Below are 25,685 nucleotides of genomic sequence, written 5' to 3' on the forward strand. Positions count from 1 at the left end.
CGATCCGATCCCGCGACCAGCGACGGAGGGCCAGGGGCTTCGCGCTCCGTCATTCCATTCGACCTTTCGCGCCATAGTCACCACTCAACAGAGGAGATCACCATGTTCAGCATGTCACGCCGCACAGTGCTTCAATCCGCCGCCGCCGCTGCCGCCTTCGGCCTTGCCGGCAAGCTGGAATTCACCCGGCCCGCTTTCGCGCAGACGCCGGTGGAACCCACCGTCGGCTTCTACAAATACACGGTCGGCGATATCGAGGTGACCGCCATCTATGACGGCATCTGGAAGAAGCCGCACGACCCGGCCTTCATCAAGGATGTTTCGGTCGATGATACCAAGGCAGCGCTCGCCAAGGCGGGGTTGACGACCGACTTCATGCCCATTCCGCTCACCGTCGCCGTGCTCAAGATGGGCGGCAGGCTGATCATGATGGATGCCGGCTCGGGCGTCGGCCAGTGGCAGGCCAATGCCACGCATTTGCCGGCCAACATGGCCGCCGCCGGCATCGACTACAAGGCGATCGACACCATCATGATCTCGCATTTCCACCCCGACCATGCCTGGGGCCTGATGGAGAAGGGCACCAACACGCCGGTGTTCCCCAATGCCGAGCTGATCGTCAACGCCACCGAATACAAGTGGTGGACCGACCCCAGCAGGCTGGCCAAGCTGCCAGAGGGCCGCAAGCCGGCGGGCAAGCGCATCGCCGAAAACTTCCCGAAATGGAAGAACTGGAAGCTGGTCGAGGACGGCGCCGAGGTCGCGCCCGGCATCCAGATCATCGCAGCCCCCGGCCACACGCCGGGACATTCGGTGTACCTCGCCAATTCCGGCAAGGAACAACTGATGATCTCGGCCGACACCATGTATGTGCCGGCGCTTCTCGCGCCGCATCCGGAATGGCAGGGTGCCTATGACCAGGACGGGCCGACGGCGATCGCCACGCGCCACAAGATTATCGACCGGGTGATCGCGGACAACATCCGCATTTCCGGTTCGCACTTCCCGTTCCCGGGCACCGGCGTCTTCGTCAAGGACGGCAATGCCTACGGCTTCTCTCCCGTTCAAATTTGAACGGGTAACTCAATCCTAGCGAGACAGACAATGAAACAATGCTATCTGGGCAAGCACGCCCTGTTTGGCCTGCTCGGCGCCATTGCCGTGCTGACCGTGGTTCCCGTCGCAACCATCATCCCGGCCTATGCGGTCGATGATATCGAGGGTGCCGACGCGCCCGACCTCACCGCCGTCAAGGCCAAGATCGACGCCAAGGATTACAAGGGCGCGCTGGCGGATCTGCGCGACCTCGCACAGGACAACCAGCAGGCCGACGTCTACAATCTGCTCGGCTTCACGCTGCGCAAGACCGGCGACTTCACCACCGCGCTGACCTACTACAACAAGGCCCTGGAGCTGAAACCCGACCACAAGGCCGCCCGCGAATATCTGGGCGAACTCTATGTCGAGACCGGCGACATGGCCAAGGCCGATGAGCAACTGGCCTCCCTGCAGAAACTGTGCCCCGCCGGCTGCGACGAGCTTTCCGACCTGCGGAAAGCCATCGACACCAAGGTGACGAAGTAAGTTCTCCCCCCGGATTGCGAATGGCAATTCGGGCAATCCCCTCGGGGGAGAAGCTGGACGCGAAGCGACGGATGAGGGGCCTTGCGCCAACCCCGATGGATCGCAAAGTTCGGGCGCTCGTGGCTGGCGCCCACTGCCGGAGCCGGCGCCTCTCCCTCGAGCCGGCTCCGGCCCTTTTAGTCATCACATTCGGCAGGCGCCGTTCCCGCGTGGCGCCTCCACGGTGTCAAAATATCGGAGGCTGACCATGACCCTGAACGAACGCGCCGCGAAGCTGCACGCCCTCGCCACCAGACTCTATGTCAGGGATCTGACCCTGCTTGCCGGCCGCCTGCTCATGTCCTTCATCTTCCTGCATGAGGGGGTGACGCTGGCCACTCATTTCGACGGCGCCGCCAAGGCGATGGCCGCGCAAGGCGTTGGGCTACCGCTGTTCGTCGCCACCATCGCGCTGCAACTGGGGGCAGGGCTCTCGGTGGCAACGGGCGTGCTGACGAGACTGGGGGCGATCGGCCTCGGCCTCTTCTGCCTGGCAACGGCCACACTGTTCCACACCAACTTCGCCAGCCAGAGCGAGCTGCTGAATTTCGAAAAGGATCTGGCGATCGCCGGCGGCATGTTCGTGCTGGCCGTCGCCGGCGCCGGCCGGATCTCGCTGGATTGGCTGCTGGCCCGCACCCTGCGGCAGCGCCAGCGCGATGGGGAAACGGTGGCATTGCTGCTGGCGGTCGAGAACCAGTTTTCCCAGAGGTGAGGCTGCCGGTTTGAGGAGAAGCTGAGGCCGCGACCCGTTCATACGCCCGCCACACGCACTTTGCTGGAACCAGCCTTGATGCTCCGCATTCTATAAGCAGGGACTCAAGGAGGGTGACGTGAAAGCGATATTGGCACTGGTCGGCGGCTTTGTCTTGACCCTTGCGGTCTTCGGTAGCGGGCTTGGTTTTGCCGCCTGGCTGCTCGCCGCCAAGCCCGCGCATGAGGCAAGGCCGACCCTCAGCGTGGCGGAACTGTGGACCAGGGACGCGCGGCCGGTGAACAAGGCGGCGCAAAATCTGCAACGCTTGCCGGCCGACCAGCCCGCTCCGCCCGAGGTCGCCGTCAAGGCGCAGGCACCCGATCCCACCGCGACCGGATCGATCGCGCCGGNGCGCCCCTGCGTCTCACCCTATCTCGATGCCGGCGCCGACCAGGGCGCGCAGCCATCGGCAGCCGTCAGCTATGTCGAGGGCGGTGTCGCCCCGGCGGTCGCCACGACGGCGCTTTCCGCCGACCATGTCGATTCCTGCTTCAGCCGCTACCGCTCCTACCGGCCCGACGACAACAGCTACCAGCCATATTCCGGCGGACCCAGGCGCCAGTGCGAATAGCCGCCGGTGCCGGGCAGGCGTGGCTGAAGGGTGCATCTGGTCATCGCGACGATCACGCAAAATTTTTTGGATCGTTAGCATCGGCGCCGCGTTCATGCCTCACATGAGTGGAGGAATGACATGAGCGACGACCGCGACGACAAGATCAGGAACCGCGCCTACGAGATTTGGCAACGCGAAGGCGGGGCGCATGGCGACCATGAGCGGCACTGGCGCCGGGCCGAGATGGAGATCGACAGGGAAGCCGCCCTGCCGCTGACGGCGGATGACGCGCTGCCGCAAACCGGCGAGATCGCCAGTTCCGACGTTCTGACGGTGGAGGAACTGGCGATCCGCGCGGGCATAACGGGCGAGGAGGCGCAGGAGCTGATCGACCGCCTCGGTACCGACCGCGCCGCGATCGAGCAAGCCGCACGCAGCCTCAAGCCAAAGCGCGGGCGCTGAACGCGCGAGCCTTTCGAAACAACGGGTTGGCGCAACTCGATGACAAGATGATTCATCGAGCCACCCAGCGCAAAACCATGACTGTCGCGAAGCCGGCGCTCTCTTGGAGCGCTATCCCTGGTCATCTCCGACAATGTCGGAACCCTTGGCCGCCTCGGAGGTTCACCCTGTCCCCACCCCAAAGGAGATGCACTCATGGACCACGCCAACCACGTAAGGCTCAGCCGCGCCGAACTGACCCCGGACACGCTTGAAGGCGCGACCATCTACGGTCCCAACGACGAGAAGATCGGCTCCGTCGACCATATGCATGGCAGCAGCCAGGTCGTCATCGACGTCGGCGGCTTCCTCGGCATCGGCGCCAAGCCTGTCGCCGTCGCCGCCAACGAACTCGATTTCATGCGTGACGAGGACGGCGACGTCCATGCCGTGACCAGCTGGACCAAGGACCAGCTGAAAGCCATGCCCGAACACCGCGACTGACAATAGGGAGGGCCCGGCGATCGCCGGGCCCTCCGTCCTTTCCTGGGGAGCGACTGATGATCAGGAAGCTGAAAGACGGGAAATACCGGCTTTATTCAAGGAAGAAGGACGAGAAGACGGGCAAGCGGCGGAATCTGGGGACGTTCGACAGCCGCGAAGCGGCGGAGAAGCACGAAAGGCAAGTGCAGTATTTCAAGCGGCATTGAGGCGATCGCCGTGCATAGCGGTAGGCAGAGGCCGAGACCGCTGTAGGCCAACCCGCTTCGTCCTCCCGGGGGCCAGCAAAGCGCTGCGAGGCCTTTCAGCAGCGCTGGCAAATCATATGGAACAAAATATGCGGCTACGCGTTAGGAGCTTCGGCCTGATCCGGCCGTGGGGTCCGCGTGGAGGGGTTTTTGGGCGTATCTCGGTTACCAAAAGAACAACTGGACTCTCGACAAATTCTCAGCGCTCTCAAAGCCTTTCGAAACGGCGATTTCTCCGTCCGTATCGAAAACGTCTATGATGGGCTGAGTGGCGAGATTGCAGACACGTTCAACCAAATCGTCGAACTCAATGACCAGGTGACGCGGGAATTCGCGCGGCTCAGCCGGGTGGTCGGCAAAGACGGGCGCATCAGCGAGCGCGGCCATGTCAGGAACGCCAAAGGTAGCTGGGAATCAAGTGTCAGATCGGTCAACGACCTGATCGAGGACATGGTGCAACCGACCGCCGAGGTGGCCCGGGTCATTGGCGCCGTCGCCAAGGGCGATCTGTCCCAGACCATGATGGTGGAGATCGACGGCAGGCCGCTGCGCGGCGAATTCCTGCGGATCGGCAAGATCGTCAACACGATGGTCGAGCAACTCGCCTCGTTCACTTCGGAGGTGACGCGCGTGGCGCGCGAGGTCGGCACCGAGGGCAAGCTCGGCGGCCAGGCCCGGGTCAAGGGGGTGGCGGGCACCTGGAAGGACTTGACCGACAATGTGAACGCGATGGCGACCAACCTGACGAGCCAGGTGCGCAACATCGCGGAGGTGACCACCGCCGTCGCTTCGGGGGATTTGTCGAAGAAAATCACCGTCGACGTGAAGGGCGAAATCCTGGAGCTGAAGTCGACCATCAACACCATGGTCGACCAGCTCAACTCGTTTGCCGGCGAGGTGACGCGCGTCGCGCGCGAAGTCGGCACCGAGGGAAAGCTCGGCGGCCAAGCCCGCGTCGAGGGCGTGGGTGGCACCTGGAAGGATTTGACGGACAGCGTGAACCTGATGGCCGCCAATTTGACCGGCCAGGTCCGCAATATCGCCGATGTGACGACCGCGGTGGCGCTCGGCGACCTGTCGAAGAAGATCACCGTCGACGTGAAGGGAGAGATTTTGGAGCTGAAGTCCACCATCAATACGATGGTCGACCAGCTCAACTCCTTTGCCGGCGAGGTGACGCGCGTCGCGCGCGAGGTCGGCACGGAGGGAAAGCTTGGCGGCCAGGCGCAGGTGCGGGGTGTCGCTGGAACCTGGAAGGATTTGACCGACAACGTCAATTCAATGGCGGCCAACCTGACCGGCCAAGTGCGCAACATCGCCGAAGTGACCACCGCCGTGGCTCTTGGCGATCTGTCGAAGAAGATCACGGTCGACGTGAAGGGCGAGATCCTGGAGCTCAAGAACACCATCAACACGATGGTGGATCAGCTAAATTCCTTCGCCTCGGAAGTGACGCGCGTCGCGCGCGAGGTCGGCACGGAGGGAAAGCTCGGCGGCCAGGCGGAAGTCCGTGGCGTCGGAGGCACCTGGAAAGACCTGACCGACAACGTCAATCTGATGGCCGCCAATCTCACCGGCCAGGTGCGCAACATCGCCGATGTGACGACGGCTGTTGCGCGGGGTGATCTCTCAAAGAAGATCACGGTCGACGTGAAGGGCGAAATCCTCGAGCTCAAGAACACCGTCAACACGATGGTGGACCAGCTCAACTCATTCGCCTCCGAAGTCACCCGCGTTGCCCGCGAAGTGGGCTCGGAGGGAAAACTCGGCGGCCAGGCCCATGTCGAGGGGGTCGGCGGCACCTGGAAGGACCTCACCGATAACGTCAACGCCATGGCCGGCAACCTGACTGTGCAGTTGCGCGATGTCTCCAAGGTCGCGACCGCGATCGCGACCGGCGATCTCACCCAAAAAATCACCGTCGATGCACTAGGAGAGATTCTGCAGATCAAGGACGTCATCAACACGATGGTGGACCAGCTGAACTCCTTCGCATCCGAGGTGACGCGCGTGGCCCGCGAAGTGGGGTCGGACGGCAAGCTTGGCGGCCAGGCACAGGTCCGCGGTGTCGCCGGCACGTGGAAAGACCTGACGGATAATGTCAACGCCATGGCCGCGAATCTGACGGGCCAGGTCCGCAACATCGCGGAAGTGACGACCGCCGTTGCGCTGGGCGACCTGTCGAAAAAGATCACGGTCGACGTTCGCGGCGAAATTCTCGAGCTCAAGGACACCATCAACACGATGGTGGATCAGCTCAATTCTTTCGCCTCGGAAGTGACGCGTGTCGCGCGCGAAGTCGGCACCGAGGGGAAGCTTGGCGGCCAGGCACAGGTGCGCGGCGTCGCCGGCACGTGGAAGGACCTGACCGACAACGTCAATTCGATGGCCGAGAATCTGACCGGCCAGGTCCGCAACATCGCCGATGTGACGACAGCGGTGGCGCGCGGCGACCTGTCGAAGAAGATCACCGTCGACGTCAAGGGCGAGATCCTGGAGCTGAAGTCCACCATCAACACCATGGTCGACCAGCTCAACTCCTTTGCCGGCGAGGTGACGCGTGTGGCGCGCGAGGTCGGCACCGAGGGCAAGCTCGGCGGCCAGGCACAGGTCGAGGGCGTGGCGGGCACCTGGAAGGACCTGACCGACAACGTCAACCTCATGGCGACCAACCTGACCAACCAGGTGCGCGGCATCGCCGATGTCGTCACCGCCGTGGCGCAGGGCAATCTCAAGCGCAAACTCGCCGTCGATGCCAAGGGCGAGATCGCGTCCCTGGCTGACACCATCAACGGCATGATCGAAACGCTGGCGACCTTCGCCGATCAGGTGACCAACGTCGCCCGCGAGGTCGGCATCGAGGGCAAGCTCGGCGGCCAGGCGAGGGTGCCTGGCGCCGCCGGCCTGTGGCGCGACCTGACCGACAACGTCAATCAGCTGGCGGCGAACCTGACCACACAGGTGCGGGCAATCGCCGAGGTGTCGACCGCGGTCACCAAGGGCGATCTTACCCGTTCCATCAGCGTCCAGGCTTCCGGGGAGGTCGCGGCGCTCAAGGACAACATCAACGAGATGATCCGCAACCTGAAGGATCAAACGCTCAAGAATGCCGAGCAGGATTGGCTGAAGACCAACCTCGCTCGGTTCTCGCGCATGCTGCAGGGCGAGCGCGATCTGGCCACGGTGTCGCGCATGATCATCTCGGAGCTGGCGCCGCTGGTGAACGCACAGTACGGCGTTTTCTACGTGACCAATCGCGACGAGGAAGAATCCTATCTGGAACTGGCCGCGTCCTACGCCGCCGAGGGCAAAGCCAAGATTCGCCAGCGTGTGGACTTCCGGGAAGGCCTGATCGGTCAAAGCGCGGCCGACAAACGGGCGATCATGCTCGACGAGGTTCCGTCGAGCTTCCTGCGCATCAGCTCGGGCCTCGGCGAAGCACCGCCGGCCAGCGCTATCGTTCTGCCTGCATTGTTCGAGGAAGAGGTCAAGGCGGTCATCGAACTCGCTTCTTTCAGCCGCTTCAGCGACACGCATCGCCTGTTCCTCGAGCAATTGATGGAATCGGTCGGCATCGTGCTCAACACGATCGCCGCGACCATGCGCACGGAAGGGCTTCTCAAGCAGTCACAGCTTCTGACGTCCGAACTGCAGTCGCGCCAGACCGAGCTCACCAAAAAACAGGAAGAACTTCACGCCACCAACGAGGAATTGCAGGAGAAAGCCCAGCTTCTCGAGAACGAGAAAAAACAGGTCGAGAACAAGAATCTCGAGATCGAAATGGCCAGACGGGCGCTCGAGGAGAAGGCGGAACAGCTGGCGCTGACGTCCAAGTACAAGTCCGAATTCCTGGCCAATATGAGCCACGAGCTGAGGACGCCGCTGAACTCGCTGCTGATCTTGTCCAACTTGCTCGCGACCAACCAGCAGGGCAACCTGAACGACAAGCAGATCGAGTTCGCTCGCACGATCAACTCGGCGGGCACGGATCTGCTCAGCCTCATCAACGACATACTGGATCTTTCGAAAATCGAATCCGGCACGGTTTCGATCGAGCTCAACGACATGCCGCTCGCACATCTGCGTCTGCATATGGAGCGAACCTTCCGCCAGCTTGCGGCCGATAAGGGGCTTAGGTTTATGATCGAGATCGATCAAATCCTGCCCGAGACGATCCGTACGGACGAAAAACGGCTGCAGCAGATCGTCCTCAACCTTTTGTCCAACGCCTTCAAGTTTACGTCCCAAGGCGACGTGACGCTCAGCATCCATGCCGAGCGGACCGGCCGCGGAAATGGCGCGGCAACACTGCCCAAGGCGCTGGCAATCGCCGTCACCGACACAGGCATCGGCATTCCGGAGGACAAGCAGAAGCTGATCTTCGAGGCGTTCCAACAAGCCGACGGCACGACCAGCCGCAAATATGGCGGCACTGGCCTCGGCCTCTCGATCAGCCGGGAAATCGCCCGCCTGCTCGGCGGCGAGTTGCGCGTCGAAAGCCAGCCAGGGACGGGATCGACCTTCACGCTTGTCATTCCCTTTGATGGCCCGCGCAGCAGCAGTCTTGCACCGCAGATCGAGCTTTCGCCGGCTGCCGTTTCCGTTGCGGCCAGCAGCACGACAGGAACGCCGGAACTCGCCGATGACCGTGATGCGATCGACCCGTCGGACAGGGTGGTGCTGATCGTGGAGGACGACCCCACTTTCGGCGGGCTGCTGCTTGGTCTCGCGCGATCGGCCGGATTGAAAGGCGTGCTCTCCACCGCCGGCTCGGGAACGCTGGCGCTTACACGCAAGCTCATGCCCGATGCGATCACGTTGGATCTGGGCCTTTCGGACATTGACGGCTGGGTCCTTTTCGACCTTTTGCGGCACGATCCGAAGACCAGGAACATACCCATCCACGTTATCTCCGGCGCTGAAGACATCGAGCTTCTCACACGCCGAGGCGCCGCAAGCGTTTCCAGCAAGCCGGTGTCCGCCGGCGAACTCTCGCGTGTCTTCGAGGACATTCAGTCGAGGACACTCAGGACACAACGCAATGTGCTGGTCGCGGATCCGGATCCCGAGCGTCGTCTGGCGCTGGTGGAAGCCATTCGCGACGGCGTCACGTCGGTCACCGCCATAGGCCGCGTCGCGGCTAATGCCGACGGGGATGGTATTGCCGGATATGACGCCGTCGTGTTCGGTTTTGGCCGTTCGGCCAAGGACAACGCCCAGATGCTCGATGAGATCATGTCGCAGTTCGGCGATTTTGTCCCGCGCCTGCTCTTCTTCACGCCCCATCCGGACTCCTTTCAACAGCAGATCGCCTTGCATCCGCCGCTCAGCGATGTTCCGCGTGCCGACAATTTTTCCCAGCTTGGCTTGTTGATGTCCGCGGCCCTTCCAGGCGACAGGCCCGACGAGGAAATCCTTGCTTCCGAACAACTCGACAACGCCGATCTGGCCGGAGCCAAGGTTCTGATCGTCGACGACGACATTCGCAACATCTATTCGCTGACCAGCGTGCTGGAGACCTACGGTATCGAGGTGCGGCATGCCGAGCGGGGACGGGATGGCATAGCCATGCTTGAAGAGGCGCCGAACGTCGATGTCGCCCTGATCGATATCATGATGCCCGAGATGGACGGGTACGAGACCATGCGCCGGATACGCTCCCAGCCGGAAATCGCGCACATTCCGCTGATTTCCGTTACGGCCAAGGCGATGAAAGGAGATCGCCAGAAATGTCTGGACGCCGGCGCGTCCGACTACATCGCCAAGCCAGTCGACCTCGACCTGCTCCTCGCCCTGCTGCGTGTTTGGGTCGGTCGCTCGCGCTCGCGGGCGGGGACATCGCGGGCAGACGGCGACGACCGCAATCTGATCGCGCCCCGGCGGATCTAGCCTATGGCCGCGATGGAAGCAGAAAGCAGCGAACCGTTCGAAAAGCTGGGGCCGGTTCGCGTTCTCGCTGTCGACGACGACGCGCGGAATCTCCTCGCCATAGAGGAGGCACTCGACGGGGTCGGGCAGGTGATTTGCGCTCAGTCGGGCGACGAGGCGCTGCGCTTTCTGCTCAAGGACGACTTCGCCGTCATTCTGCTGGATGTGCTGATGCCCGGTCTCGACGGCTACGAAACCGCTTCCCTGATCCGGAGGCGCGAACGTTCGAACGCCACACCGATCATCTTCCTGACCGCCATCAACAAGGAAGAAGCACATATGTTGCGCGGCTATGACGCCGGCGCGGTGGATTATCTGTTCAAGCCATTCGACCCGTCGATGCTGCGGTCCAAGGTCATGGTCTTCGTCGATCTCTATGAAAAGACGAGGGAAATCGAGCGGAACGCGGCCAGGGAGCAGCTGCTGCTTGAGCGAGCGCTGAAGGCGACGTCCGACAAGCTCGACGCCGAGCGGGCGCTGCGGCATTCCGAGGCCCGGCAGGAGACGATCCTCGCTTCGCTGCCGATTTGTTTTCACGCCCGCACAGCCGAGGCGCCATTCGCCGCAACCTATGTTTCCAAGGGGGTCGAGCGGTTGACGGGATTTTCTTCGGACCGGTTCATGGCGGATCCAGATTTCGGCATCAGCCGGGTCCATCCGGCTGATCGGGAGGAAGTGACAAGATCGCTTTCGGCCGCCCACGAGACCGGCTCTTATGCGTGCGAGTTCCGCTGGCGACGCGCCAATGAGGAATACCGGATATTCCTCGACCAGGGAGTGGTTGCCAGGGATGGCGCCGGGCTCGAGCTGCTGGGCACCATGCAGGACATCACCGAGCAGCGCCATCTGGAAAGCCAATTGCTGCAATCGCAACGGCTCGACGCGGTCGGCAAGCTGACCGGCGGACTTGCCCACGACTTCAACAATCTGCTTGCGGCGATCCTCTCCGGGCTGAGCCTGCTCGAAAGGCAAGTGAGCCTCGACGGCAAGGCGGCCCAGGTTCTCGACATGACGCGCCGCTCCGCTTCCCAGGGCAAGGACCTCATCCAGCGGATGCTCGCCTTTTCAAGGCGCCAGGATCTGAAGCCGGTTGCCGTGCGTATGTCGACCCTGGGAGACACGATGACCGGCCTGGTGGCGCCGATCCTGGGCGGCTTGGTGCGCTTCGACTGGCATGTCGGTGAAGATATATGGCCGGTGCATGCGGACCCGGCGCAGCTTGAGCTTGCGTTGATGAACCTGGTCTTCAACGCCCGGGACGCGATGCCTTCCGGCGGGACAATCCGCGTCAAGGCCCACAATCGCAGCGTCGGCCCCGCCGGCCAGGGGCTTGCCGCGGGCGACTATGTCAGGCTTGCGGTCGAGGACACCGGGACAGGTATCGCCGCGGATGTCATCAGCAAGGTGATCGAGCCGTTCTTCACGACAAAGCCGATCGGGAAGGGCACGGGTCTGGGCCTCAGCACTGTCTATGGTTTCGCCAAGCAGTCGGGTGGCACGCTCAGGATTGACAGCGAGCTTGGCCACGGCACAACCATGGAGCTCTGGTTGCCCCGTTCACGCGAGGCGCAAGACGTCACCGCTAAAGATGAGCTTGTTTTCGAAGCCAGTGCCGCCAACAATGCCGGCACGGACCTCCCGACGGCGGCCGAGGATGAGTTGCCGACTGTTCTGCTCGTCGACGACAGTCAGTCCCTGCGGGAGTTGACGGCGATGTCGCTGCGGCAATCGGGCTTCGACGTGACGGCGTTTTCGGGCGGCGCCCAGGCCCTTGCCGCCATCGAAAAGGAGCCGGACCGTTTCGACGTAATCGTAACCGACTTCGCCATGCCGCTCATCTCCGGCATCGACGTCATCCGCTTCGCCCGAAGCTTGCGCGCGGATTGGCCGGCACTCATCGTCACGGGCTACGCCGATGCCGAGAAAATCTCGGACCGCCCTGACGACGTGGCATTGATCAGCAAGCCCTTCGAAGATGCCCACCTGGTAGCAGCCATTCGATCAGCTTCGCGCCGCCGCTGATGCGCCTGCTTCGGGAGGAGCCCGCACCTGTCGCCGGTCTCCGCGGGGCGCTTAGCAGACCTCCGGATTTCTCGCGCTAGCTGCCGAGTTGCCCTTTGCCGTTAACCATTCGTTAACCATTAACCCCCTAGCGTTTACCTCTCAGTAAGGATTCGCTGGCCGTGACCTTTGCCGCCCCCGTCGAAACAAAATCCATTCGTTTTCGCGCCCGTTCGTTCGTGGCCTTTACGCTCACGCCGGAGGCGCCGATTTCCGCCTGGCTGGAGGGGCTGGATCACTGGATCGGCAATTCGCCAGGGTATTTTGCGGGGCGGCCGGTGGTGCTCGATTTGAACGTACTGAAGCCCGACGTCGCCGACATCGCGCTGCTGGTTGCTTCGCTTGGTGCGCGGGGCATCCGGGTCTACGCGATCGAGCTTGAAGGGGCCTCCCTCGGGCTTGACCTGCCGCCGCTGCTTAGCGCCGCCAAGGAGGCCACTACGGATGGCCTGCTGTCTCAGCCCGGCCGCAAGGGCAAGGCGGAGGCGGCCGATGAAGCCGGCAAGCTGGAAACCGTGTTTTCGGATCGCGGCAGGGATGCCGGCAAGGCCGGCGAAGTCAAAGCCGGCGAAGTCAAGGCAGGCGAAGTCAAAGCCGGGGAAGTCAAGGCAGGCGAGGGCAAGGTCGACGAAGGCAGGGCCGAGGCCGGCAAGGGCAAGGCGGCCAAGGCGGAAGCCGGCGCCATCGAAACGGTCCAGGCCGGCACGCTGATGGTCAAGTCGCCGATCCGCTCGGGCCAGTCGATCTTTCATCCGCATGGCGATGTCATCGTTTTGGGCTCGGTCGCGTCCGGCTCCGAAATCATCGCGGCGGGCTCTATCCATGTGTATGGCACTTTACGCGGCCGCGCCATCGCTGGCTCGCAGGGCAATCGCTCGGCACGCATCTTCTGCCGCAAGAACGAGGCGGAGCTGATTTCGGTCGACGGCTGGTACACCACCGCCGAAGAGATGGAAGGCGTCTCGCGCGGCAAGGCCGTGCAGGCCTTCCTCGAAGGCGACATGCTCGCCGTCGTGCCGCTGAACTAGGCCGGCGCGGTGCTGACGCCCGGCTTCACAGTTCCGGCCAGGACAAGCGCCGAGGCATCGCCGCGCGCAAGCCTCGGACCGGTTTGGGATGGCATGATGGCAGGCTCTGACAACAGCCGTGCGGCGCACGGCACAACGAACGACAACAGGCAACGGAGGCTTTTTCCATGGGCAAGGTAGTGGTCGTCACATCGGGCAAGGGGGGCGTCGGCAAGACCACCTCGACGGCCGCGCTGGGTGCCGCGGTCGCCAAGACCGGCAAGAAGGTGGCGCTGGTCGATTTCGACGTCGGCCTGCGCAATCTCGACCTGATCATGGGCGCCGAGCGGCGCGTCGTTTTCGACCTCGTCAACGTCATCCAGGGTCAGGCCAAGCTGTCGCAGGCGCTGATCCGCGACAAGCGCGTCGACACGCTGTTCCTGCTGCCGGCGTCGCAGACGCGCGACAAGGACGCGCTGACCGAGGACGGCGTCGGCGAGGTGATCGACAAGCTGCGTTCGGTTTTCGACTACGTCTTCTGCGACAGCCCGGCCGGCATCGAGCGCGGCGCGCAGCTCGCCATGCGCTTTGCCGACGAGGCCGTCATCGTCACCAATCCGGAAGTGTCGTCGGTGCGCGATTCCGACCGCATCATCGGCCTGCTCGACGCCCGTACCATGCGCGCAGAACAGGGTGAGCAGATCGCCAAGCATGTGCTGGTCACGCGCTATGACGCGGCGCGCGCCGCGCGGGGAGAAATGCTCTCGATCGACGACGTGCTGGAAATCCTGTCGGTGCCGCTGCTCGGCATCATCCCGGAAAGCCAGGATGTGCTGCGCGCCTCCAATCTCGGTTCGCCGGTGACGCTGTCGGAACCGCTCAACAACGCGGCACGCGCCTATCTCGAAGCGGCACGGCGGCTCGAAGGCGAAGATTTGCCGGTGGTGGTGCCCTTCGAACGCAAGGGTTTCCTCGACCGTCTGCTCGGAAGGAGGGCCGCATGAGCATCCTCGACCTCTTCAAGCGGCGCACCAGCGCGCCGGTGGCGCGCGAGCGGCTGCAGGTGCTGCTCGCCTATGAGCGCCGCAGCCGTGGCCAGCCCGACCTCGTCTCCATTCTGCGCGAGGAGATCATGGCTGTGATCGCCAAGCATGTGCAGATCGACCAGGACTATCTCCAGGTCTCAATGGATCGCGGCGAGACCATGTCGACGCTGGAAATCGACATCCAGATCCCCAACAAGAGCGCCGTGCCGCTGGCCATGGCGGGGTAGAACCGTGCACCTTTTCCTCGCCCCACTCCATGTGGGGCGAGGTGTCCGGATTGCCGGGCCGACACCGCCGGTTTTGGTCCAGATCAGTTCAGCGAAAATCTCGACCTGAAGCCTGCGGCGCTGTTGCGATTGGGATAGTCTTGATCCGGTATCGCAACGCTCAGATGGGTGCACAGCGGTTCCCAGCCATCGCCAAGAGCGTGGACCAGCAGCCGCTCCGGTGGCACTTCGGCGTACACCGCACGGACATTGGCCTCGTAGCAGGCAATGGCATGCGCTCGATCGCCCGGCCGGCCGCCGAACACCTGCCTGGCGATCAGGGCAAGGCCCAGCGATTCTTGGTCGACGCTTTGCTCAAGTCCCCTCGCGATCGTTTTTTCAAAACTCTCCCACCAGCTTTCGGCCGAGCGGTAGGTCAGGATCACCCTGGCATTTGGATAGAATTCGATCAGTTCGCGCCAGTAGTACGCCGAAGGCCAGTCCAGACAGGAGACATAGCCCGACAGCAGCTGGTTCCAATCCGGCGCGGCACCTTGGGCCAGCGCACGCCACATCCGTTTCTGCTCCTCGTTGCCGATCACTTCATGCATGTGATGACAGGGGCCGTAGCCGAGAATGGCCAACGCCTCGCGCATCGAATCCGTGCCCGTTCGGCCAAAGCCGGTTCCGATCACCTTGATCGACATCTCCACCCCCTCCCGTTCGACTTGCAAGCGTTTGCTGGCAGCATATCAGGCTGTACACGGAATATGCACGAGAAGCGTTGACACCGCCGCGAACGCTACGGTCTGCGCCAGCCCGGTACTCGGCACTGGCTGTCGCGGCGGTGCAATCCCCAAATGTCTGAAATTTACATTTCCCTAGGGGGGCTTCCCCAGCGGAACCAGCGGATGTAAGGATACAAATTAGCAGTTTGTTAAATATCTGGTTTTGATTGCGTAAGAGGGAGTTCCGTATGAACTTCAAGAGCCTGATCAAGCGTGCTGAAGACGTAGACGATGCACTCCAGGAGTTGCAGGACGATCTGGCGGACGCCCTGGATGCCAGCCTTGACAGCGAATTCGAGGCACCGCCACAGGGCGACGATGGCCCCGCTGACCCGTCAACCGTCTCGCCACCCCAAGCCGATGCGGCGCAAGCGGAGGGCGCGGACAATCCCGACGATGCGGGCAACGCCGACACCGCCGAAACCACGCCACGACTGACGCCCCATGCCCAGACCCGGCTCGCGGCGTTGAACGCCTTCGAAGGAATGTTCCACGACGCCAGGGATTATCTGGATGAGATCAACGGCAAATTGTCGGAAATCTCGACCTCGCACCATCTGACGCGCGAATTCCTCAACATCCTCCACACCGACATTCTTCGCGCCAATGAGCTGGAACTCGCAAACGCCGGCCTGATCGCCGAGCAAAGAGCGCTGTCGGAAAAGCTGCACGACACGGCGGCGAAGCTGCGCGAGCGTGACAGCACGTGCGAAGTGCTGCAGCAGCGCGAGACAGACCTGGTCCAGGACCGGGACGCGCTTCGCGCAACGCTGGCGGCGGCAAGGCTCGAGCTCGCCGAGATGGGCAATGCCAGCGCCAAACGCGACGCGGAATTCGGCGACATCGCCAACCGGCTGACGGCAAGGACGGTCGAGGCCAACAGGCGCTTGCGCGAGAGCAAGATGCTGCGGGAAAAACATGTCAGCCTGTCGGTCGAACTCGACAAGGTGCTGAAGCGGGAGAGCCAGGCGCGCCACAGGCTGGACGAGCTTTCCGCAATCCACGCCAGCGAAGCGGCGCGCCTTGCGGAACTGATGGCGACGCTCGGCAAGAGCGAGAAAGAGGAGATCCGGCTGCAGAAGGCGCTCGAGGCCACACAGGCCAAGCTGGCGGAAAAGACCGAAACGGCCAGCCTGATGCAAGGCGACTGGGAAGCCGAACGGGCGCGCGGCCAGACGGAAATGCGCGGATTGCGGTCCGGGATACAAGACCTGGAATCGCGGCTGGAGCGGGCCTCGAACGAGAACAGTGCGGCCGCCGCCGAAATCGCCAGGCTCAAGACCGAGCTGGACGATGCAGTGGCCGAAAAGAAAATCGCCGATGAAAGATTGTCCGCGCTCACCGACGAGAACGAAGCGGACAAGCTGAGCCTTTCGAAAGCGAACGCCAATCTTTCGCAACTTGCGCTGCAACAGGCATCGGAGGACATACAAAGGGATGTCCAGCGGCAGGAATGCGAGGATCTGCGGGCCGAAATCGCGTCGCTCAATGCCCGGATCAAGGAATTGCTGCCCTACGAGCGGCTCCACAAGGCCACCAACGGCAAATCGCGCGAGGGCGAGGTGGTGGAGATCGCCGCCGTGGTGGCCGAGAAGGCCCGTGCAACGGGCAGGCGTCCCATCCGCAGGAATCTGCGCGCCACGTCGTAGCGCGCTTCGCGGGCCTTGTTGCTTGGCAGTCCCAGCATTGGGCTGCCTTTCGCGATGTGGACGGGCCTGACCCAATCACACCGCCGCGAACACCACCGTCCGCGCCAGCCCGCCGCCCTGGCGGTTCTTCAGCCTCACGGTGCCGCCCGTAGCGCTCGATGATCTCCTCGTCGAGGAATTCGGCGCAGCCGCATGCGCGTGATCGGCGTGCGCAGGTCATGGCCGGCGGCGGCCACCAGCCGTATGCGGCTTTCCGTGGCGGTCTTCAGCCTGGACGAGAGCTGGTTCAGCGCGTGCGCCGTGGCCTTGACCTCGGCCGAGCGTCTTGGTGATGGCCTGGATTTCACCATGGCGTCGCCGTTGCGCGGGACCAGGCTGGCGCGGGCCTGCTCCTAATGCCGGTGAACGTGGCATTTTTGGCGATAGCTCGCGCATCGCTTCGCTGATATTGGTGCGTCCAGAGAATTCCTGGATGCAACAGATGACATCGAATTCAGATAAGGCGGAAACGGTCGAGCAGTTGCTGGAGACGCCGGACCTTGCTAGCGCGCTGGAAAGCGAACAGTTCAAGAAGTTCCTCGACCAGGTGCCGATTGCCATCGCCGTTTCGGACCTCAGCGGGCAGGAACGTGTCGTCTACGCCAATCCGGAGTTCGAGAAACTGTCGGGCCTAAAGGCGGCGAGCCTCGCTCAGAGGCATTGGGCGGCACTTTCCGGCATTGGCCTGCACCAGCAGAAGGACCGCGCGCTGTCCGATGCGGTGGTCGACGGGACCGATTTCGTCGGCACGTTCCGGCTCGAGCGAGCCGAGGACAAGCATGCGATCGTAGACGTCTATTCCAACGTCATCGAGGACGACAACGGCAAGGCCTGCTTCCGGCTGGTGGCATTGGTCGACGTCTCGGTCCATGGCGAGACCGAAGATGCGGGCTCGATCGAGGAGCGCGTCCGCGAGAAAGACACGCTGTTGCGGGAATTGCAGCACCGGGTGAAGAACAATCTGCAGATGATCACCGCCCTGATCCGCCTCGAAACGCGCAATGCGACCGAGCCGGACCGGAAACGCTTCGAAAGACTGGCTGGCCGCGTCGACGCCTTGGCCATCCTTTACCAAACGCTATCGGGCGAGGAGCACAAGGAGGAGGTCGATCTCGGCGTCTATCTGAGCCAGATCGCGTCCGCCGTGATGAGTTCGCATGCTGTCGAGGGCATCCGCCTCGACATGAAGGTGGACACCTACCCGGTCTCGATCAACGTTGCCATGCCCACCGGCCTGGTGGTCAACGAACTGCTGACCAACGCGCTCAAGCATGCATTTCGCGGGCGCGACAGCGGGACGATCACGCTGCATAGCGTCGTGAACGGGGATGGCTGCCGGGTCGTCGTCGCCGATGACGGGATCGGGTTGCCGGAAGGCGAGAGCTGGCCCAAACAAGGCAAGCTCGGCGCGCTCATCGCACAATCGCTGACAGAGAACGCCAAGGCTGAGTTCGACGTGACTTCCAGCGCCGACGAAGGCACCCGGGTCACGATCGTGTTCAAGCGCTCCGCCGCCGCGGCCTAGAGCAATCCCAGAAAAAGTGTGTAGTGGTTGTCCCGCCCGGTACCGCCGTTGCGGCGGAAATCCCTGAACCGAGGACGGCGGCCGTCTCTGGCCGTGCCCCCATCGAGGTATCCGCCCTGTCTCACGACAGGCAGGCTGGTTCATCCTATTGCAGTGCCGCCGGGCAGGTTTTCGCCTCTGCGCATGGAGGATGAAGCACAAGTGACATCAATGCCGGTTGCCAGCCGCGAAGCCGCACCCCTGCCGGTCGCCGCGCTGATGGGGGCCATGGTGTCGATCCAGATCGGCGCCACCTTCGCCAAGACGCTGTTTCCGGTGATCGGCGCGCAAGGCACGACGACGCTCAGGCTGGTCATCGGCGCGCTGATGCTGATCGCGGTGCTGCGGCCCTGGCAGGCATGGCCCTCGCGCGCCACCATGCCGTGGCTCGTCGCCTATGGGGTGACGCTGTGCGCGCTCAACCTTCTGTTCTACGCGGCACTTGCCAGGATCCCGCTCGGCGTCGCGGTGGCGCTGGAGTTTTCCGGTCCGCTGCTGGTGGCGACACTGACCTCTCGGCGGGCCAGCGACTTCGCCTGGATCGCGCTTGCCGTCGCCGGCATCGTGCTGTTGTCGCCCTTCATCCACTCGCTAAAGCCGCTCGATCCGATCGGCGTGATGCTGGCGCTGGCGGCCGGCGGGTTCTGGGCGCTCTACATCGTTCTGGCGCAGAAGGCGGGCGCGGAACTCGGCACCCGCACCACCGCCTATGGCATGGCAATCGCCGCCGTGCTGGTGCTGCCCTTTGGCATCGCCGAGGCGGGAAGCGGCCTGCTCGCGCCGTCGATCCTGGTCAGCGCGCTGCTCGTCGGCCTGTTCTCCAGTGCCCTGCCGTTCTTCCTGGAGATGGTGGCGCTGACCCGCATGCCGGCGCGCATCTATGGCACGCTGACCTGCCTCGAGCCGGGGCTTGGCGCGCTGGCCGGGTTCCTGTTCCTGCGGGAAAGCCTTACCACGCCGCAACTGGCCGGCATCGCCGCCGTGATCGTGGCCGCCGCCGGCACCGCGCTAACCTCGAAGCCGCCGGTGCCGTCGCCGGAGTAGGGGTGGACGCCAGGACCGCCCGGCGACGTCAATTTGGCGCGAGCCGGCTGCCTGTTGTCGTCAGAACTTGACGCTGAGGTTTGCCTTGGCGCCGTTGTCGACGCGCCACCGCCGAACTGCCCGGAATAGGACAGGCCGAGCGTGGCATTGGGCGACACTTTCATGTCGATGCCGGCTTCCACTACCGTCGAGCCGGCCTCGTCAACTCGTGTCGGACATCGGCATGCCCTAGCGACTCATTGGCCCTGAAGGCGGAGCGCGCGGTCTCTACCGCCAGCGGGTCAGCGGCTTTACCGCCAGGGCGGTTCCGGCGCGAAGCGCTTGCCGATCCAGTCGGTGAAGGCGCGGGTCTTGGCGGCTTTTCCCTTGGCCGAGGGCGTGACGACATAGACGGCGCCTTCATCCGCCAAGGTCCACTCCTCCAGCACAGGCACCAGCCGTCCGTCGGCAAGCTCGCGCCCGACCAGCCAGTCGGTGCTCATCATCAGGCCGAGCCCCTGCACGGCGGCCTCGACCAGCACCTCGGCATCGTCGCTGACCAATGGCCCGGATACCTCGACGCGCGCGCGCCGGCCCTCGCGGTCGGTCATCTCCCAAGCCGGAAAGGTCTGGAAGCCCGAGAAGCCCAGGCAGGAATGGTCGAGCAGCGCCCGCGGCGTCTCCGGCGTGCCGCTGCGGGCGAGATAGGAGGGAGCCGCGCAGAGCAGCCTGCGTCGCGTCGCCACCTTGCGTGCCACCAGGCGCGAATCCTCCAGGCTGCCCAGCCGCACGGCGACGTCGAAATTCTCGGCGACCAGATCGGTGAAGCGGTTGGAGAATTCGGCCTCGATGCGGACATCGGGAAATTCGGCGAGGAATTGAGGCAGCAGCGGCCCGATCCACATGCGCCCGAACGTGCCGGGCAGCGCCAACCTGAGAACGCCGCGGGGGCGGCCTCCGGCATGCGCGGACGCGACGGCCTCGGCCTCGTCGACGGATGCAAGGATGGCGCGCACGCGCACCAGGAATTCGGCGCCCGCTTCGGTCAGCGAGACGCTGCGCGTCGTGCGCGAGAGCAGTCTCACCCCGAGCCGCGTCTCCAGCGATTGCAGGCGCCGCGACAGGATGGTCGCGTCGCGCCCGACCCGCGCCGCCGCTTTGGTGAAGGACCGCGCCTCGGCGATGGCCGCGAATGCAGCCATCTCGGCAAGGGCAGCGGGTTCGTGAGATTGCTGCATAAATCACAGTTCTCAATTGCTCAAAGCAAGGATTATCCAGAGATAGCGCAACAAATAGGTTCACTCAATCCATCAATCGTCCCAACGGAGTGAAATCATGAAAGCCATCGAACTCAGCCAGCCCAGGCTGGACGCCTTCCGCGCCGCCACCGTTGCAACCCCCGAACCGCAGCGCGGAGAGGTGCTGATCCGCCAGCGTGCGGCGAGCCTCAATTTCGTCGATGTGGCGGTGGCAAGCGGCAATTATCCCGGACCGAGCTTTCCGCTCATCCCTGTCGCCGACGGCGCCGGCGAGATCGTGGCGCTGGGCGAGGACGTTGCGAAATTCGCTATCGGCGATCGCGTCGTCGCGCATGCCAAGCCGCGCTGGATCGGTGGGCCGCCGCGGCCTTACGAGATGAGGCAGATGCGCGGCATTTCGCTGCCGGGGTCACTGGCCGAATATGTCGCGTTGCCGGCCAATTCGCTTGTGCCGGTGCCGGCGCATCTTTCCTTCGAGGCGGCGTCGACTCTGCCCATCTGCGGCACCACCGCCTGGAACGCCATCCGCGCCGCCGATGTCGGGCCGGGCTCGGTTGTCGTGCTGCTTGGCACCGGCGGCGTCTCGATCTTCACCCTGCAGCTTGCCAAAGCCGTCGGCGCGACCGTCATCATCACCTCGTCGTCGGACGAAAAGCTGGAGCGAGCGAAGGCCCTTGGCGCCGATCATCTCATCAACTACCGCGCGACGCCCGACTGGGACGGCAAGGTGCTGGAGCTGACCGGCGGCCTCGGCGCCGACCTTGTCGTCGAGACCGGGGGCAGCGCCACCTTCGCCCGCGCCGTCAACGCCACCGCGCCCGGCGGCACGCTGTTCACCATCGGCTTCGTCACCGGTGCCGAAGCCACGATCAATCTGCTGCCGATCATCATCAAGGCGCTGAAGGTGGTCGGCAACAACACCGGATCCGTGTCCGATCTTCTCGACGCCGCGCGCGCCGTCGGCGCAGCCCGGATCGAGCCAGTGGTCGACAAGGTGTTTTCACCTCATGAAGCCACTGAAGCCTACGCCCACATGGCCGCCGGCGGCCTGCATTTCGGCAAGCTGGTGTTCGGGCTGGAGTGGTGATCGGCGCAGGCGCCATTTCTTCAACGTTGAAATTCGCGAAACCGTCGCAACGTGCAATCTCCCCCTCCAAGGGGAGATTGGCAGCCTCACCGTTAAATTAGCTTCTCCAGCGTGATCGGCAGGTCGCGTATCCGCTTTCCCGTCGCATGGAACACCGCGTTGGCGATGGCCGGCGCCATGCCGACGATCGCCAGTTCGCCGACGCCCTTGCCGCCGAGCACCGAGGAGTGCGGGTCGGGAATCCCCACCGAGATCACCTCGATGTCGGGGACGTCGGCGTTGGTCGGGACGAGATAGTCGGCGAGGTTGTTGTTGACGATGCGGCCGTGGCGGCGGTCGACGATGCCTTCTTCGAGCAACGCCTGGCCGATGCCCATGATGATGCCGCCCTTCCACTGGCTCTCGGCCAGCTTCGGATTGTAGAGGCGGCCTGAATCCAGCGCCGACACGACCCGCGACACACGCACCGTGCCGAAATCCTCGTCGACGCGCACCTCGACGAAATGGGCGCACCAGGAGTGGCGGGAATAGTCGCCCTCGGTGTGCGGCAGCGCCATGGCGATGGTGGTGTAGTTCCTATAGCGATCATCCGCTGTCGAATTGGCCGGCATGGTGTCGCCCGTCGCTTCGATGCGGTCGCGGCCGACGCTTTTCAGCAATTCGGCGATCGAGACGTCGGGGCCGTCGCCGCGCGGCGTGGCGATGCGGCCTTTGGCGACGACCAAAGTGTTGGCCTGCAGCGCGTTGAAGGGCGAGCGCGGATCGCTGATCGCCAGGCCGACCAGTTGGTCGAGCGCCGAGGTCGCGGCCTTGTGGACGGCGCCCGTCATCACGCCGGCCAGCCGCGAGCCGCCGGCGACGCCGGCGCGGGGGAAGTGCGAATCGCCGAGCTTCACCACCACGTCGTCGGCCGCAACGCCGACCGTTTCGGCGGCGGTCTGCGCCAGGATCGTGTAGGTGCCCTGGCCCATGTCGATCGAGGAGCTTTCGACCTCGACCGAACCGTCGGCCAAGATGCGCACGATGGCCTCGCCATAGGCGCGCCGCACCGGATAAGTCCCGGCGGCCACGCCCCAGCCGACCAGATGGTTGCCGTCGCGCATCGAGCGTGGCTCAGGCGTGCGCCTGGCCCAGCCGAAGCGTTCGGCACCCGCCGCGAAAGCCTCGCGCAACTGCCGGGTCGACCAGGCTTTTTTCGCGTGCGGATCCTGTTCGGCGTAGTTGCGCAGCCGGATTTCCAGCGGATCGATGCCGACCTCGTAGGCGAGCTCGTCGATGGCGCTTTCGATGCCGAAGGCCGACGGGTTTTCGCCCGGGGCGCGCATAGCGCCCGGCACCACCGAATTCACTCGCACGACGTTCTGTTTCGAGGAGAAGTTTGGCGTCGCGTACATGATCGAGGTGACCGAGCCCAGCGGCTCGACCCACATGCCGTCGATGGAGGTTTCGTTGACGCCGCGATGCACGATCGACTGGATTTTTCCGTCGTGGTCGGCGCCGATCGTCACCGTCTGCCGCGTCGCGGCGCGGCCGCCATAGCCGGTGAAGGTCTGCGGCCGCGTCATTACCAGCCGCACCGGCCGGCCGAGCATTTTCGCGGCACTTGCGGCAATCGCGCCATGGCTCAGCGCCAGCGCCTTGGAGCCGAAGCCGCCACCGATATAGGGCGACACCAGCCGCACATTCTCGAACGGCACGCCGAACCATTCGGCATAGGTGCGCGCCATGCCGTCCAGCCATTGGCTCGGCTCCCATACGGTGAGATGGTCGCCCTCCCAGCGGGCGATCAGGCCATGCGGTTCCATAGGCGCCTGGTATTCGCGCGGTGTGTTGTAGGCGGCGCAGACGCGCACCGGAGCGGAGGCGAAGGCGGCGGCCGCGTCGCCCCATTCCTTGGTCATGGCATCGACCGGGATGCCGTCGCCGGCCTTGCCGTCGCTGAGGTCGACGATGGCCGGCGTCTCATCATAGCTGACCTTGACCATCGCCGCGGCGGCCACGGCCTGCTCAAAGGTCTCGGCGACCACGGCGGCGACGTGCTGGCCCGAGAAGGTGACGTCGCGCGCCAGCGGGCAATAGGGATTGTCCGGCGGCGGCGTGCCGAACCAGTCCGAGGCGGTTTTCAGGCTGATGATGGTGTCTGGTGTCAACACCTTGAGGACGCCCGGCGCATTCTCGGCCTCCGCCGTTTCGATGGCGCGCACCTTGCCGGATGCGATGGTGCTTTCGACCAGCACGGCATAGGCGAGCCCTTCGAGCTGCTGCTCGACCGCGTATCTCGCCGCACCCGTGATCTTGGCCGGGCCGTCGACGCGCGACAGCCGGCCGCCGACGGCCTCCACCTGCGCGCCGTCGGACGCGTCGCCATGTCTTCCGACGTAAACAGTGCTTGCGATGTGAACGGTCATGCCGCTTCTCCCAATTTGAGGATGGCGCGTGCGACGACGCGCGGCGCGAGTTCGACCTTGTAACGGTTGGCGCCATGGTCGACCGCGCCTTCGACGGCGAGCAGGCTGGCCGTGCGAACGGCTTCCGGCTCGAGCACCTTGCCTTTCAGCGCGGCTTCCACGGCTCGCGCCCGCCAGGGTTTGGTGGCGACGCCACCGAGCGCCACGCGCAGGTCGCGGATGGTGCGCCCGTCGGCCTCCAGTTCGAGCCCGACGGCGGCGCTGGCCGCGGCGAACTCATAGGACTGCCGGTCGCGGATCTTCAGATAGGTCGAACGGCGGGCGACGGCGGAAGAAGGGATTTCGATGGCGGTGATCATCTCGCCCGGCTCGATCGCGTGTTCCCTGTCGGGCGTCGTGCCTGGCAGCAGGAAAAAGTCCTCCACCGGCACGCGCCGTTCGCCGAGATGGACCGTTGCGTCGAAGGCGACGAGCGCGGTGGCGAGGTCTCCGGGATACATGGCGATGCAAGCCTCGCTGGTGCCAAGCACGGCATGGCCCCTGGTAACGCCGCCGATCGCCGAACAGCCGCTGCCTGGTTCGCGCTTGTTGCAGGCGGCAAAGTTCGAGGGATCGCGGAAATAGGGGCAGCGCGTGCGCTGCATCAGATTGCCGCCGATCGTCGCCATGTTGCGGATCTGCGCCGAGGCTGCCTGCCAGAGCGCTTCGGAGATGGCGGGGAAGCGGCTCTTGATGTCCGCGTGGGCGGCGACATGGCCCATCCTGGCGAGCGCGCCGATGACGACGCCGCGCTCGTCGACCTCGATCTGGTCGAACCCCTTGAGATGGGTGATATCGACCAGCGTGTCGGGCTCGGCGACGCCGCATTTGGCGAGGTCGATCAGCGTGGTGCCGCCTGCCAGAAGCATGGCGCCGGGGAGCGCGGCCGCCTGGCGGGCGGCGTCAGCCGAGGTGGCGCGAAAATAGGAAAAATCCCTCATGACACGGCCTCCAGCGCTGCCTGGCGCACGGCGGCGACAATGTGCGGATAGGCGCCGCAGCGGCAGAGATTGCCGGCCATGTATTCGCGGATCTCCTCGTCCGACCCGGCGTGGCCCTCGCGGATGCAGGCCACCGCCGACATGATCTGGCCTGGCGTGCAATAGCCGCACTGGAAGGCGTCCTGCTCGAGGAAGGCAGCCTGCACGGGATGCAGTTCGCCCTCCCGTGCAAGCCCCTCTATGGTGGCGATGGCGCGGCCCTCGGCTTGCGCGGCCAGCGTCAGGCAGGCCAGCACGCGCTCGCCGTCGACATGGACGGTGCAGGCGCCGCACTGGCCGTGGTCGCAGCCCTTCTTGGTGCCGGTCAGGCCGAGCCTGTCACGCAAGGCGTCGAGCAGCGTGACACGCGGCTCGAGTTCCAGCGTGTGATGCTGGCCGTTGATATCGAGATGGACGGGAATTGTGGTCTTGCTCGTCATGGGCGTCTGGCTCCAGTTGCTTGACGCTGTGGAATGAA

21 protein-coding genes and 1 pseudogene are annotated in these 25,685 nt (G+C 64.3%); 16 read left to right on the plus strand and 6 right to left on the minus strand.

What is annotated here, in order from left to right; translation table 11 throughout:
• Positions 1-102: 102 nt before the first annotated feature.
• The 12 genes from X742_RS143325 to minE all read left to right on the plus strand — a co-directional run bounded on the left by X742_RS143325 (position 103) and on the right by minE (position 14,392).
• Complete coding sequence (locus tag X742_RS143325) at positions 103-1,074, plus strand: MBL fold metallo-hydrolase (RefSeq protein WP_023774830.1); 972 nt, start codon at positions 103-105, stop codon at positions 1,072-1,074.
• A 30-nt stretch (positions 1,075-1,104) separates the two neighbouring features.
• Entirely contained in the window at positions 1,105-1,584 is a 480-nt protein-coding gene (locus tag X742_RS143320; protein WP_023774831.1) for a tetratricopeptide repeat protein, read from the plus strand.
• A 247-nt stretch (positions 1,585-1,831) separates the two neighbouring features.
• A complete protein-coding gene (locus tag X742_RS143315) occupies positions 1,832-2,338 on the plus strand; it encodes a DoxX family protein (RefSeq protein WP_023774832.1) in 507 nt (168 codons plus the stop codon).
• Positions 2,339-2,456: 118 nt separating this feature from the next.
• Entirely contained in the window at positions 2,457-2,951 is a 495-nt protein-coding gene (locus X742_RS143310) for a BA14K family protein (protein WP_023774833.1), read from the plus strand.
• 120 nt (positions 2,952-3,071) lie between these two features.
• Complete coding sequence (locus X742_RS143305) at positions 3,072-3,395, plus strand: DUF2934 domain-containing protein (RefSeq protein WP_023774834.1); 324 nt, start codon at positions 3,072-3,074, stop codon at positions 3,393-3,395.
• Between the two features lie 195 nt (positions 3,396-3,590).
• Positions 3,591-3,878, plus strand: a complete 288-nt coding sequence (locus tag X742_RS143300; RefSeq protein ID WP_015316916.1) for a hypothetical protein — start codon at positions 3,591-3,593, stop codon at positions 3,876-3,878.
• Positions 3,879-3,934: 56 nt separating this feature from the next.
• Positions 3,935-4,084, plus strand: a complete 150-nt coding sequence (locus X742_RS1000000174325) for a hypothetical protein (protein ID WP_023774835.1) — start codon at positions 3,935-3,937, stop codon at positions 4,082-4,084.
• A 189-nt stretch (positions 4,085-4,273) separates the two neighbouring features.
• Positions 4,274-10,012, plus strand: a complete 5,739-nt coding sequence (locus X742_RS143295) for a HAMP domain-containing protein (protein ID WP_032925035.1) — start codon at positions 4,274-4,276, stop codon at positions 10,010-10,012.
• 3 nt (positions 10,013-10,015) lie between these two features.
• Positions 10,016-12,073: a response regulator gene (locus X742_RS143290; protein WP_023774838.1), complete on the plus strand. Its 2,058-nt coding sequence runs from the start codon at positions 10,016-10,018 to the stop codon at positions 12,071-12,073.
• Between the two features lie 161 nt (positions 12,074-12,234).
• A complete protein-coding gene (gene minC, locus X742_RS143285; protein WP_023774839.1) occupies positions 12,235-13,140 on the plus strand; it encodes a septum site-determining protein MinC in 906 nt (301 codons plus the stop codon).
• 167 nt (positions 13,141-13,307) lie between these two features.
• Complete coding sequence (minD, locus tag X742_RS143280; protein WP_023774841.1) at positions 13,308-14,123, plus strand: septum site-determining protein MinD; 816 nt, start codon at positions 13,308-13,310, stop codon at positions 14,121-14,123.
• On the plus strand, positions 14,120-14,392 hold the full coding sequence (gene minE, locus X742_RS143275) for a cell division topological specificity factor MinE (protein ID WP_023774842.1): 273 nt from the start codon (positions 14,120-14,122) through the stop codon (positions 14,390-14,392). Before minD ends, minE begins: the two co-directional genes overlap by 4 nt.
• Positions 14,393-14,475: 83 nt before the next feature.
• Here minE and X742_RS143270 read toward each other — a convergent pair whose 3' ends face one another.
• A complete protein-coding gene (locus X742_RS143270; protein WP_023774843.1) occupies positions 14,476-15,078 on the minus strand; it encodes a sulfotransferase family protein in 603 nt (200 codons plus the stop codon).
• Positions 15,079-15,347: 269 nt separating this feature from the next.
• Between X742_RS143270 and X742_RS143265 the strand changes: the two genes are divergently transcribed.
• On the plus strand, positions 15,348-16,808 hold the full coding sequence (locus X742_RS143265; RefSeq protein ID WP_023774844.1) for a hypothetical protein: 1,461 nt from the start codon (positions 15,348-15,350) through the stop codon (positions 16,806-16,808).
• A 163-nt stretch (positions 16,809-16,971) separates the two neighbouring features.
• On the opposite strand, the pseudogene X742_RS1000000176100 reads toward X742_RS143265, so the two are convergent.
• A pseudogene (locus tag X742_RS1000000176100) lies at positions 16,972-17,128 on the minus strand (two-component sensor histidine kinase); the annotation flags it as partial.
• A 161-nt stretch (positions 17,129-17,289) separates the two neighbouring features.
• On the opposite strand from X742_RS1000000176100, the gene X742_RS143255 reads away from it, so the two are divergent.
• Complete coding sequence (locus tag X742_RS143255; RefSeq protein ID WP_023795636.1) at positions 17,290-18,372, plus strand: histidine kinase dimerization/phosphoacceptor domain -containing protein; 1,083 nt, start codon at positions 17,290-17,292, stop codon at positions 18,370-18,372.
• A gap of 201 nt (positions 18,373-18,573) precedes the next feature.
• A complete protein-coding gene (locus X742_RS143250; RefSeq protein WP_032924407.1) occupies positions 18,574-19,455 on the plus strand; it encodes a DMT family transporter in 882 nt (293 codons plus the stop codon).
• 290 nt (positions 19,456-19,745) lie between these two features.
• Here the strand turns inward: X742_RS143250 and X742_RS143245 are convergent, their stop codons facing one another.
• Entirely contained in the window at positions 19,746-20,672 is a 927-nt protein-coding gene (locus tag X742_RS143245) for a LysR family transcriptional regulator (RefSeq protein ID WP_023795638.1), read from the minus strand.
• A gap of 97 nt (positions 20,673-20,769) precedes the next feature.
• Between X742_RS143245 and X742_RS143240 the strand changes: the two genes are divergently transcribed.
• Positions 20,770-21,780: an NAD(P)-dependent alcohol dehydrogenase gene (locus X742_RS143240; RefSeq protein WP_023774849.1), complete on the plus strand. Its 1,011-nt coding sequence runs from the start codon at positions 20,770-20,772 to the stop codon at positions 21,778-21,780.
• 92 nt (positions 21,781-21,872) lie between these two features.
• Here the strand turns inward: X742_RS143240 and X742_RS143235 are convergent, their stop codons facing one another.
• The 3 genes from X742_RS143235 to X742_RS143225 are packed head-to-tail and all read right to left on the minus strand — an operon-like array spanning position 21,873 to position 25,647.
• On the minus strand, positions 21,873-24,188 hold the full coding sequence (locus X742_RS143235) for a xanthine dehydrogenase family protein molybdopterin-binding subunit (protein WP_023774850.1): 2,316 nt from the start codon (positions 24,186-24,188) through the stop codon (positions 21,873-21,875).
• Positions 24,185-25,168, minus strand: a complete 984-nt coding sequence (locus X742_RS143230; protein ID WP_023774851.1) for a xanthine dehydrogenase family protein subunit M — start codon at positions 25,166-25,168, stop codon at positions 24,185-24,187. The genes X742_RS143235 and X742_RS143230 overlap by 4 nt, the downstream gene beginning before the upstream one ends.
• A complete protein-coding gene (locus tag X742_RS143225; protein WP_023774852.1) occupies positions 25,165-25,647 on the minus strand; it encodes a (2Fe-2S)-binding protein in 483 nt (160 codons plus the stop codon). The genes X742_RS143230 and X742_RS143225 overlap by 4 nt, the downstream gene beginning before the upstream one ends.
• Positions 25,648-25,685 lie beyond the last annotated feature (38 nt).

The sequence above is a fragment of the Mesorhizobium sp. LNHC229A00 genome, from assembly GCF_000502415.1.
In the GTDB taxonomy this organism is placed as follows: Bacteria; Pseudomonadota; Alphaproteobacteria; order Rhizobiales; family Rhizobiaceae; genus Mesorhizobium.

Excerpts from the sequence above, each read along its gene's own strand:
- minD (WP_023774841.1), top strand. The coding sequence starts at position 13,308 with ATGGGCAAGGTAGTGGTCGTCACATCGGGCAAGGGGGGCGTCGGCAAG.
- X742_RS143315 (WP_023774832.1), top strand. The coding sequence starts at position 1,832 with ATGACCCTGAACGAACGCGCCGCGAAGCTGCACGCCCTCGCCACCAGA.
- X742_RS143320 (WP_023774831.1), top strand. The coding sequence starts at position 1,105 with ATGAAACAATGCTATCTGGGCAAGCACGCCCTGTTTGGCCTGCTCGGC.
- X742_RS143235 (WP_023774850.1), bottom strand. The coding sequence starts at position 24,188 with ATGACCGTTCACATCGCAAGCACTGTTTACGTCGGAAGACATGGCGAC.
- X742_RS143265 (WP_023774844.1), top strand. The coding sequence starts at position 15,348 with ATGAACTTCAAGAGCCTGATCAAGCGTGCTGAAGACGTAGACGATGCA.
- X742_RS143300 (WP_015316916.1), top strand. The coding sequence starts at position 3,591 with ATGGACCACGCCAACCACGTAAGGCTCAGCCGCGCCGAACTGACCCCG.
- X742_RS143240 (WP_023774849.1), top strand. The coding sequence starts at position 20,770 with ATGAAAGCCATCGAACTCAGCCAGCCCAGGCTGGACGCCTTCCGCGCC.
- minE (WP_023774842.1), top strand. The coding sequence starts at position 14,120 with ATGAGCATCCTCGACCTCTTCAAGCGGCGCACCAGCGCGCCGGTGGCG.
- X742_RS143225 (WP_023774852.1), bottom strand. The coding sequence starts at position 25,647 with ATGACGAGCAAGACCACAATTCCCGTCCATCTCGATATCAACGGCCAG.
- X742_RS1000000174325 (WP_023774835.1), top strand. The coding sequence starts at position 3,935 with ATGATCAGGAAGCTGAAAGACGGGAAATACCGGCTTTATTCAAGGAAG.
- X742_RS143245 (WP_023795638.1), bottom strand. The coding sequence starts at position 20,672 with ATGCAGCAATCTCACGAACCCGCTGCCCTTGCCGAGATGGCTGCATTC.
- X742_RS143230 (WP_023774851.1), bottom strand. The coding sequence starts at position 25,168 with ATGAGGGATTTTTCCTATTTTCGCGCCACCTCGGCTGACGCCGCCCGC.
- X742_RS143255 (WP_023795636.1), top strand. The coding sequence starts at position 17,290 with ATGACATCGAATTCAGATAAGGCGGAAACGGTCGAGCAGTTGCTGGAG.
- X742_RS143270 (WP_023774843.1), bottom strand. The coding sequence starts at position 15,078 with ATGTCGATCAAGGTGATCGGAACCGGCTTTGGCCGAACGGGCACGGAT.
- X742_RS143305 (WP_023774834.1), top strand. The coding sequence starts at position 3,072 with ATGAGCGACGACCGCGACGACAAGATCAGGAACCGCGCCTACGAGATT.
- X742_RS143325 (WP_023774830.1), top strand. The coding sequence starts at position 103 with ATGTTCAGCATGTCACGCCGCACAGTGCTTCAATCCGCCGCCGCCGCT.
- X742_RS143290 (WP_023774838.1), top strand. The coding sequence starts at position 10,016 with ATGGCCGCGATGGAAGCAGAAAGCAGCGAACCGTTCGAAAAGCTGGGG.